General features: G+C 43.0%; 12 protein-coding genes. 3 read left to right on the forward strand and 9 right to left on the reverse strand.

From position 1 onward, the window contains the following. Positions 1 to 236 precede the first annotated feature (236 nt). Both HWQ41_RS31415 and HWQ41_RS31420 read right to left on the reverse strand, forming a co-directional pair. Complete coding sequence (locus HWQ41_RS31415) at positions 237 to 431, reverse strand: hypothetical protein (RefSeq protein ID WP_292771714.1); 195 nt, start codon at positions 429 to 431, stop codon at positions 237 to 239. A gap of 61 nt (positions 432 to 492) precedes the next feature. Continuing rightward, positions 493 to 1,107, reverse strand: a complete 615-nt coding sequence (locus tag HWQ41_RS31420; protein WP_292771715.1) for a Uma2 family endonuclease — start codon at positions 1,105 to 1,107, stop codon at positions 493 to 495. Positions 1,108 to 1,331: 224 nt separating this feature from the next. On the opposite strand from HWQ41_RS31420, the gene HWQ41_RS31425 reads away from it, so the two are divergent. Continuing rightward, complete coding sequence (locus HWQ41_RS31425; protein WP_292771716.1) at positions 1,332 to 2,000, forward strand: HAD family hydrolase; 669 nt, start codon at positions 1,332 to 1,334, stop codon at positions 1,998 to 2,000. Positions 2,001 to 2,160: 160 nt separating this feature from the next. Here the strand turns inward: HWQ41_RS31425 and HWQ41_RS31430 are convergent, their stop codons facing one another. The 7 genes from HWQ41_RS31430 to HWQ41_RS31460 all read right to left on the reverse strand — a co-directional run bounded on the left by HWQ41_RS31430 (position 2,161) and on the right by HWQ41_RS31460 (position 8,167). Next, positions 2,161 to 3,168 carry a phycobilisome rod-core linker polypeptide gene (locus HWQ41_RS31430; RefSeq protein WP_292771718.1) on the reverse strand — a complete coding sequence of 336 codons (1,008 nt, stop codon included), beginning with the start codon at positions 3,166 to 3,168 and terminating at the stop codon, positions 2,161 to 2,163. 380 nt (positions 3,169 to 3,548) lie between these two features. Then, complete coding sequence (locus HWQ41_RS31435) at positions 3,549 to 3,887, reverse strand: CpeR family transcriptional regulator (RefSeq protein WP_099102916.1); 339 nt, start codon at positions 3,885 to 3,887, stop codon at positions 3,549 to 3,551. Continuing rightward, positions 3,881 to 4,510 (reverse strand): chromophore lyase CpcT/CpeT, encoded by a 630-nt coding sequence (locus HWQ41_RS31440; RefSeq protein WP_292771721.1) that lies wholly within the window; start codon positions 4,508 to 4,510, stop codon positions 3,881 to 3,883. Before HWQ41_RS31440 ends, HWQ41_RS31435 begins: the two co-directional genes overlap by 7 nt. A 70-nt stretch (positions 4,511 to 4,580) precedes the next feature. Continuing rightward, on the reverse strand, positions 4,581 to 5,117 hold the full coding sequence (locus HWQ41_RS31445) for a phycobiliprotein lyase (RefSeq protein WP_292771723.1): 537 nt from the start codon (positions 5,115 to 5,117) through the stop codon (positions 4,581 to 4,583). A gap of 162 nt (positions 5,118 to 5,279) precedes the next feature. Continuing rightward, entirely contained in the window at positions 5,280 to 6,038 is a 759-nt protein-coding gene (locus HWQ41_RS31450) for a phycobilisome rod-core linker polypeptide (RefSeq protein ID WP_292771724.1), read from the reverse strand. 292 nt (positions 6,039 to 6,330) lie between these two features. Further along, the gene (locus tag HWQ41_RS31455; RefSeq protein WP_292771725.1) at positions 6,331 to 7,194 is read right to left on the reverse strand and encodes a phycobilisome linker polypeptide; all 864 of its coding nucleotides are present in this window, start codon (positions 7,192 to 7,194) and stop codon (positions 6,331 to 6,333) included. 364 nt (positions 7,195 to 7,558) lie between these two features. Then, positions 7,559 to 8,167: a phycobilisome protein gene (locus HWQ41_RS31460; protein WP_292771726.1), complete on the reverse strand. Its 609-nt coding sequence runs from the start codon at positions 8,165 to 8,167 to the stop codon at positions 7,559 to 7,561. 169 nt (positions 8,168 to 8,336) lie between these two features. Here HWQ41_RS31460 and HWQ41_RS31465 point away from each other — a divergent pair, with 169 nt between their 5' ends. Beyond that, entirely contained in the window at positions 8,337 to 8,999 is a 663-nt protein-coding gene (locus HWQ41_RS31465) for a HEAT repeat domain-containing protein (RefSeq protein WP_292771728.1), read from the forward strand. A 146-nt stretch (positions 9,000 to 9,145) separates the two neighbouring features. Then, a complete protein-coding gene (locus HWQ41_RS31470) occupies positions 9,146 to 9,346 on the forward strand; it encodes a hypothetical protein (RefSeq protein ID WP_292771730.1) in 201 nt (66 codons plus the stop codon). Positions 9,347 to 9,452: the final 106 nt, after the last annotated feature.

A 9,452-nucleotide genomic window follows, 5' to 3' on the forward strand; every position in this document is an offset into this window, starting at 1 on the left:
CCCGGACGGCAAAACCATCGCCACGGCATCAGATGACAAGACAGCGCGGTTGTGGCCTGTGGAGAATTTAGACCAATTGTTGGTGCGGGGTTGCAATTGGTTGCATGATTATTTGCAGAATAACTCGAATGTGAGTGAGAGGGACAGGCGTCTCTGTGACGATATCAAGTAAAAGCCAAGGGAAAAATTATGCATCGCCGGATTAATCTCAGCTTGCCAGATATAGCGCTTCCCATTCAGATGCGGTACAACATTATATAATTGCTCCATCCGGTAGCAATGCGATCGCCAGAAAACGGATTCCCATTATACGATAGGCGATCGCCTGTATCTATTGGATGTAGCTCAAGCAATATTTTGCGATCGCCCTCAATAATAGTGAGTTGAAAATCCTCTATAGCTTTACTGAGGGGAAATTTACTATAAAGCATAAGGATTTTCCCTATTATTTTCTGATATATATTTAATTAACCCGTAGCGAGTAAGATGCTTTCAATCCCACACCCGACGCAAATTCAAGACAAAACCCGGCAACACTGCTTCACCCGACAATTCCCCAGGATTCTCCAACACTTCCACATCTTTATCCGGTCGATAAATTTCCACCCGTCGCTGCTGCGGATTGATTAACCAGCCTAGTCTCGCGCCATTGTCGATATACTCCCTCATTTTATCTTGCACAGACTTGAGGGTATCTGAACTAGAGCGTAACTCCACCACAAAGTCAGGGCAAATATTCGCAAACGTTCCTTTTTGTTCCGAAGTAAGCGCCTCCCATCGTTCTTCACTCACCCAAGAGGCATCGGGGGAGCGAGTCGCACCATTAGGTAAAATGAAGCCTGTAGAAGAGTCAAAGGCTTTACCCGGTTCACCCGCATTCCGCCACCATAAATACAACTCCCCTGAAATGCTCCAATTGCGTCTCCCAGTTTCCCAGCCTGTTGGTGGGTTCACTATTAATTCTCCTTGTGCGGTTCTTTCCAGTCTCAAGTCTCGGTTAGCTGCGGCTAAAGCAGCAAACTGTTCTTGGGTAACATACAGCCCAATGGACTTAGGCAACTCAATCAATAGGGTTTCGGTTTGTTGACTGGCAGGTGTCTGTACCATCTTGACCTCCGATCGCAATAAGGATTGGGTGAATGATGCATTCCCTATTAATTAACAGATTCTACAGCTTTCTTAGCGTCTTTGCGTCAGTCCTGACGATCGGTATTCAACTGAACCTGATATTAAGACCTTCTATAACTCCCTTCTCTTCTCATAGGACGATGAAGTAAACTATCTGCCATGCCATCATCAGCAATGAAACAAAACGTCAGCCGAGGTTTTTTATGGCATTAGAAGGGGTGATTTTAGATGTTGATGGCACACTAGTTTTAAGTAATGATGTTCATGCAAACACCTGGGTAGAGGCATTTGCAGCTTATGACTTGGAAGTACCATTTGAAACAGTTAGACCACTTATGGGCATGGGTGGAGATCAACTTATTCCCAAAGTAGTGCCAGAATTAAATGGTGAAGAAGGAACTGGCAAAGCGATCGCCCAACTACGCAAAGAACTATTATTTGATAAATATATACCGCAAATTACTGCTGCCAATGGGAGCAGAAACTTAATATTAAAGATGCAAAAATCGGGATTGCATCTGGTTGTTGCTAGTTCAGCGAGTTCTGAAGAACTTGACATCATGCTCAAAATTGCCCAAGTAGATGATTTGCTATCGGAAGTAACTACATCCGATGATGCCGAAGCATCTAAACCTGCTCCTGACATTGTAGAAGCTGCCTTGAGGAAAGGGCAAATGACACCTGAAAAAGTAGTGATGCTAGGAGATTCGCCCTACGATATTGAGTCTGCCGGCAAAGCAGGGGTAGGTGTGATTGCTTTGCGCTGTGGTGGCTTTAGCGATCAACAACTGTCGGGAGCGATCGCAATTTACGATGATCCAGAAGATTTGCTACAGCACTATGACTCTTCTATTCTGGGCGCAAATGCTTAAATATTAAAAAGGTATGCGATCGCACTTTGTAAAATTATCTCATGCGATGCCTACGGCGGTAAACTACGCTGGGTTTTTAACTTTTGCTAAAGCGTTTGTTGCAAAAGCGGTGCGTTAGCCTTTGGCGTAACGCACCCTACAAAGTTAAACAGTAAAGAAATTAGCCATTAAAAACACGACTGCGCCACTTATTCAACCGGGCTTCTCCAATTGTGGCAGACCGTCGGGCATCAGCAACTTGCTCTTGCAAAGCTGCAATCTGTTTTGCTTGCGCGTCAGCTTGCTGTTGCAAAGATGTATATTCGCCTGTGCTGTTCACGTAACTGGAAGTCTGCCAACTACTACTAAATTTTGTTGCACCGATGCTGGCAAATGGTCGTAAGTCTGCTAATTGTTGTTGCAAAGTTGCAATCTGGCTTTCTTGCTCTTGAATCTTTTGCTGCAAGCCTTGTTCAGCTGCTGTGCGAGCTGCAATAAACGAATTAACTGGAGCAGCAGTTTCTGGCTTGGGCTTGAACACTTCAGCAAGTATTGCACTAACATCCGTGGGTTTCAGTTTACCATAAGGAGTGTTGGTAATTAGCGATCGCACCAGTTGAGGTTTATTATTCGTTGCTAGGTTCTGATCACTGCTAGAATTGCTCCGCAGCAGTTGCAGCATATTACTAAATTCCAATATCTTTTTGCCCGTTTGGGTTTTATAACCCCGGTAATATGGTACTATGTTATCCCCGTAAGCATCTAGATACTCATCGCTATCAAGATAAGAATCAATATCTGCCTCAAAACCCTGCTCATCTAGAATGTTGCTGTGATGTCTTGTCTCAGAGTAGTCATCGGGAGCGCGTCCCAGCAGGTGCTTGAAGTTCAGTTCAATAGCACGGTAGCGGTAAACATTATCAAAAAATCTGGAGCGATACAACTCTGATTTGGCAACCTGACGCACAAAGTCACGGACATCGATTATACCTTGCTTGAGTTGGGATTCTGGAACGATGAGCCGCTCACTTTCCATAATGTAGGCATTACCCAACACTTGCCGATAAACTGCCCGAATTACAATTTCAATCTCGTCAGATGAAGCAGTAGTCCACAGTTCAATGGGTTCTGTTTGGGGAAATGCTTGATATTGGCGTCGTCTGGTTTCGTCGTCTATGAAGGTCTGCATACTGGCGTTAGTGTGGGTAGGAGTTACTAATTTGCAAAGTAAATAGGACTTACGCAAAAACTCTCTGAAACTCTTGTTCCTTTGTGTCCTTTGAGACACAAATAAATAAAGAAGTAAGAAGTTAAAAAGTTTTAGCGCCGCCTCACAAAGAAATGGTATTAAGATTTACTAATTGCTGGGTCTTGATATAAGTTATCAAGTTCTGGGGAGTTTTTTAGTTACATTTTCTAACAAACTTAGACGGCTAACTGTTAATAAATAACAGCTAATCATGATAAAAAATTAGCAATTAGACATTAACAATTAGCCGTCAACCCCCTTGAGGAGGATTTAAAATTCAAAATTTAATTGTCAGAAGAATTTCCGCCGGATAGTAACTCTCAAGCACGCTCATCAAATCTAGTGTAAAAACCACCGTATTTTATCCAGTATTGTTTCAAAGTATGATGAGGCGTATGTAAACTAGCTTTTGCCTGATATAAAATTACTTGGCGATGATCGCCCATCCAAATTTTATTAACGGGGTCAACGGATATTACTGTTCCTCCTAAAGAAGCAACACATTCAGAGAATCTCTCAATCGTCGTATATTCTAATGTCTCGAATATAAAAAAGTTACCCGAACAAATCAAGTGACGACTGCGAATCCAACAGCGCATTTTCTTTTCAGCCAGTGGAGGTAACATTTTGGTTTTAACAGATTCAAGCTGAATCAACATAATGCGCTCACTGCATATAATTCATCAGCAAAACTTTCACGTTTTTCAAACCGCAAAGGGCCAGCAGTTGATCCCCATCTTTGCTCATGGGTTTCAATATCCATACCTTTATCTAGACTTATCCAAGTCCGCTCGGTTACTTCTACTTCGCTAATAAGATATGTCTGGCATCCATTGCGCTTAATCAGACATTGATTGCCTGGTTCCACACTGCCTCGAAATATTTTACCTTCTCGTTGGAAAACCATTGAACAGTGATAACGCCGTTCAATGCTCTCTGGGGTGATGGTTTTGAGGATATCTAATTCACGAGCAGCACCTGCATAAAGCATAGGGTCTTTTAAGCTGTAATTTTCGATATAAATGCGATCGCCCCAATCGACTAATCTATGTACTCCCTGACGATAGGGTGTCCATAAATCGTGGTCATACGCTTGTTCAGAATAAAAACCGATGGCAGAAAAAAATTCAACTGGTAAAGGACGAAAATAAATGTGAATGTGGGCGTAAAGTTGCGGATTTGCAAAAGATTGCTTGTAGTTGCTAAAATCTCCTGCCATCCAACAGGCTAAGGTGAGCAAATCGCTAGCGTTGGTGCTAGATTCATTGGGCGCTATCGTCACGTCGCTTCGCTCCGAATTCAAAATTCAAAATTTAAAATTAACAATCCCCTTATGTTTTAACCTGATATTGCTAACTGGTTGAACTTGACAAAGAGCGAATCTCTGAAGAAAAGGAAGCTGTTGTCACACCTTTACCATCACTGGTTTTAATCATCGCTACCCGAAATCGCAGATTTGGGTTAGCAAACCAAATTCGCTCCTCAGCAGCAGCGAGTTCATACTCTGTTAGCAGGGTAAAAATACCATCCTCACTCAGATGATATTTAGCCACTGCTGGGATTGTTTCGGCGTATCCTTTGTCTCGCAGGAGTTTGCCTCTAGAAGGATTTTCGATATCGGGAATTGGCACCAGTACAGTACTACCAGAAATTGGTTTATCGTCCCAGTCTGACTCACCTTCCCAAGTCATCCGAAAGGGGTGGGTGATACTGGCGGCGTCAGTGTCATACAATTGACAGATTGCTAGCACCGCCGGATCATCAGTAGATAGAGACTCAATGTTAATGTTAGACAACACTTCTTCAAAGTGGGCAAATGCTAAATGATGACCGCTACGCTGCGATCGCCATCGTCCAATTGAAAGTTCAAAGAATTCGGTAATTTCCATTAGAAAAGTGATCTTAAAAAGTAGCTTACAATCCAAGATATATCTTGGCTAAAGTGCTGAGTGCTGAGTTAGGAGTTAGGAGTTAGGAGTTAGGAGTTAGGAATTAAGATAATTATCCCCATCTCCCTCATCTCCCCCACTCCCTACTCCCTACTCCCCAACTTAAGCAATTTCAGTGATACTGATGATTTTGCCGCCCGTCCGATGAATGTTTTGCACTTGCCCAGACAGTTGGTTGTAGTTAACTACATATTGGAGGTTGCCCAGACGAGTACGGAGATTAGCTGAACCTTTAACTGCTTTAATCAAGAAGCGTTTGTCGGTGCTGCTTACACTAGAACCAGCAACGGGAGCCTTGATGGATGTGGGTAAATTTGAACCGACATCGCTGATCAGTTTAGCTTTGCGATCGCTATCACTGCTAGCTACTCCTCTGAGTAAGGTAAAGGTGCGGTTAAAGCTAACATTCTTAATTCCTATTTGAGAGCTAGTGCTGCGAACATAAGGAACAATATTCTCGCCAAAATTCTGCTGATATTCGCCGCTATCGGTATAGGATTCGATCTCAGCATCATAGCCCTGTTCATTGTAGATGCGGACGTGTTCGGAAATTTCTGCCTGATCAGCAGGAGGACGTCCTAGCAGGTGTTTGAAGTTCAGTTCAATGAACCGATACTGCGAAGAAGAGTTGAAAAACAGGGATTGATAAAGTTCCGATTTCGCAACGCTGTTGACGAATTCGCGGACGCTGATTTTGCGATCGCGCAATTGCGATTCCGCAGTGGCTAGTCGCTCACTTTCCAACAAGTGAGCATTGCCCAAAACCTGTTTGTAAACTGCCCGAATCAGTGTTTGTAATTCACTTTCGCTGGTGTTCGGACGCAGTTCAACATTAGGTGAATCAATAGCCCAAAGTGACATTGAAGTATCTCCTTAAAAACGCAAATTAAATGAAATTTCCGAGCATCCTACCCCTTAAAGAGGTGGAATTTGCCATCAGTTGTCAGTTATTTTTGCTACTGACCAGCTTTTGTAAAACTTTAGTTTGTGAAAGTGTGTTAAATATCTTCGTATATGACAACTGACGGCGGAATTGGTCAAACCGCAGGCTAACTTTTGATCAATGATCAACACTGGGTATTAAAGACTGGAGACTGAGTACGGCGGAAATTCTTCCCCAATCCCTAATCTTTAATCCCCAAATTTCTATTCTCTAGTTGACAGGAGTAATACTGGCGATCGCACCGCCCTGCTTGTGAATCCGCTGATACTCTTGTGAAAGCTGATTGTATGGCACGAAAAACACCTGGTTACTGCGGCGAAACTTGGAAATGTTATTTACCACATTTGCCTTGTAGCCAGTAACTTCAACCCGGTATATTTTACCATCGTCACCAGATCCCACACCTTGACGGGTGCGAGCAGTAAATGTTGGGTTGCGGAATGCAGCACCCTTGCTGGCTGGTGAAATCACGGGGGTAGGCGTGCTTTGAATTAGCAAACTGTTCAATTTTGGTTGTTTGCCAGCTAAGTCACCTTTCAGGCTGCTACTAGAGGAACCACGTACCAGTTGGAACAAGTGGGTAAACTGAACCAAACTCTGGATAGCTTCGGTTTTGTAGCCTCGAATATAAGGCACAATGTTTTCCCCGAAGGTCTCTTGGTATTCGTCGCTGTCTAGATAGGAATCAATTTCAGCTTCAAACCCCTTTGTATCCAGAATAGTGCTGTGTGCGCGCGTTTCTTCTAGATCCAATGGCGCACGACCAAGGAAATGTCGGAAATTTAATTCAATCGCTCGATAGCGGGGGGCGCTATCAAAAAACCGCGATCGGTAAAGTTCCGACTTCCCGACTTGACGCACAAACTCGCGAACCCTAATTTCACCCCGTTTGAGTTGGGATTCAGGAACGGAAAGCCGCTCACTCTCCATTACATAAGCATTGCCTAGAACTTGTTTGTAGACAGTTCTAATTACGGTTTCAACTTCCTCATTAGAACGATTTGGCCACAGATCAATGGGAGCGGTATCTTCAAACAGAGCGACCCCTAATCGTGATGCTGGTCCAAAAGCCATTCAAACTATCTCCCAGTTAACAACTAAATTTTATGAGAAGGATATTCCGCAGATGTTAAAAAACTTTACATCATTCTAATAAAAGAGAGACTTTAAATCTTTATTAGTTTTGACGATTTTAAGTTTTTGCATCCTTTACCTTCACATATTCTGATACGATGTCGAAACCATATTTATTAAAATTTATTAAGTTAAATAATACTTTAAAAAAATTTAAGCTTTTTTTTAGTATCTGACTGGCGATTGGGATACAGGCGATGGTATGTTGATATCCGCTTGAGTAAGAGTATTAATTGTGCTGAGTAACAAATACTGAGTCCTGAGTGGGTAATCTCATGTTTTACTCAGCACTCGTACCTGAGTACTACCGAATTTGGAAAGTAGCCAGTTGGCTGATTAAATGGTCAAAATAGGGAGCAAGAGTTTCCTGCTGATTAGCTTGGCAGCGTTTCAAACTAGCAGCCTTGATGCTTTTTAAGCCTAAGACCATTGCTTGTATTGGAACTTGTAATTCCTGATAAAGCAAGTTCATATAATGCAGTCCTGTGGGACTCGTATACTCAGTGTGTCCACCTGCGATGCCATAAGTAATACAGCGGAGAAAATGCCAAAAGTCTCGCCAGCAAGCTTGAGCGCGTTCAGGTGGATAAAGACCGCCTCCAGGCTGGATAATTTCGGGATAAGTCGCCAAAATCTGCTCTCTAGCTTCATCAACAATTTCGGCTGCGCGATCGCGTAATAACTGAGCAACAGGAATCAACTCAGAATTATCAGGTGACAAGGTTTTAATCTGCAATAAATCTTCGTCACTCAGGTAGCGAAAAGCATCATCCGCAGCTTGAAATATAGCGTAGACGCGCAGCGGCTTGTCGTCAGACATCGCTGCTTTTGGATGGGACTGTTCCCACTCAGCAAAGCTGACAATTCTAGCTTTAGCTATTAATTCTTTGACGGTTTCGCTTAATTGAGTCACGTCGCTTCGCTCCGAATTCAAAATTCAAAATTGGATAATATAATGCAATGCCCAATGCCCAATGCCCAATGCCCCATGCCCCATACCCAATGCCCTTCATTTTAGAATGCGATCGCCATTTGATAACATCTGTAAAATAAACTAAAGAATAGCTCTACCAAATGCACCTATGGAAATCCATAAAATCCAAGCTGAACTGAAGAACCCAGATTTTCAATATCGTCTGAAGGCGATCGCTGCTCTCGATAGTTATGAATCAGAAGTTGCAGTTCCTCTGCTTACGAGTAAACTTCATGACTCAGAATTTTTGGTGCGTTCTTTTGTGGCCCGGGGTTTGGGTAATCAACAATCAGCAGAATCCTTTGCGGCTTTGATGCAAATTATGAAATTTGACGATACCCCCAACGTGCGAGCTGAGGCGGCAAATTCTTTATCGCTATTTGGCAGAGTCGCAGTTTCTCATCTAGTTCTGGCATTTTATCAGGATGACCACTGGCTAGTGCGGCGGAGCATTTTAGCCGCGATCACCGAAATGGATTGCCCTGAAGAACTATTTGATATCTGCGTACAGGGTTTAAAAGATGAAGATTTCACAGTTCAAGAATCGGCTGTTGATGCACTCGGCGCCCTAGCTGATTCTAGTCAACATGCTCCGGCATTATCCCAAATACTAACGTTGGTGAATGTTGAATCTTGGCGGATGCGCGTGCGAGTTAGCTATGCCCTGAAACGATTTGCCGAGCCGGAAGCCAAAGCAGCCCTGAACCAACTTAGACAGGATGAAGATCACCGAGTTGTCGGCGCTGCTTTAGAAGACTTGTTGCCACAATAGCGCTATGGATTTGTTCGCAATATTGTGATAAAACTCATCTGAGCAATGCCCAGTATATTATTTTAACTTAAATTTGACAAAAATATCCGGTTAATCTGCCAAAATCTGGAAGAAAAGATCAACTTTTTCGAGATGAGGAGACATTTGTGACTGATATACCAACTGGTCAAATGACTTGGCGACTACCAGGTTCCTCAGAATCTGCCTTACATTTGCGGCATAATGCTTCGGAACCTTGGCGATCGTATAAAGAATTTCCACAATATGTCCTACCTGATCCACCCGGTTTTTCCGAAGGATACGCTACATTTTTAGCGCTCCGGAAAAAGAACTGGCAGCTTTTATGAAGAGTGCTGAGTTATATCAAGTTCGGGTGATTACTTATAATAAAATCTAGGACTAGCCCTTTCAAGGTGAGCAGATGTACTATCACGGTTTTTGCGGCATTTTAGC

It is taken from the genome of Nostoc sp. NOS(2021) (assembly GCF_017115025.1).
Classification (GTDB): Bacteria; Cyanobacteriota; Cyanobacteriia; order Cyanobacteriales; family Nostocaceae; genus Nostoc.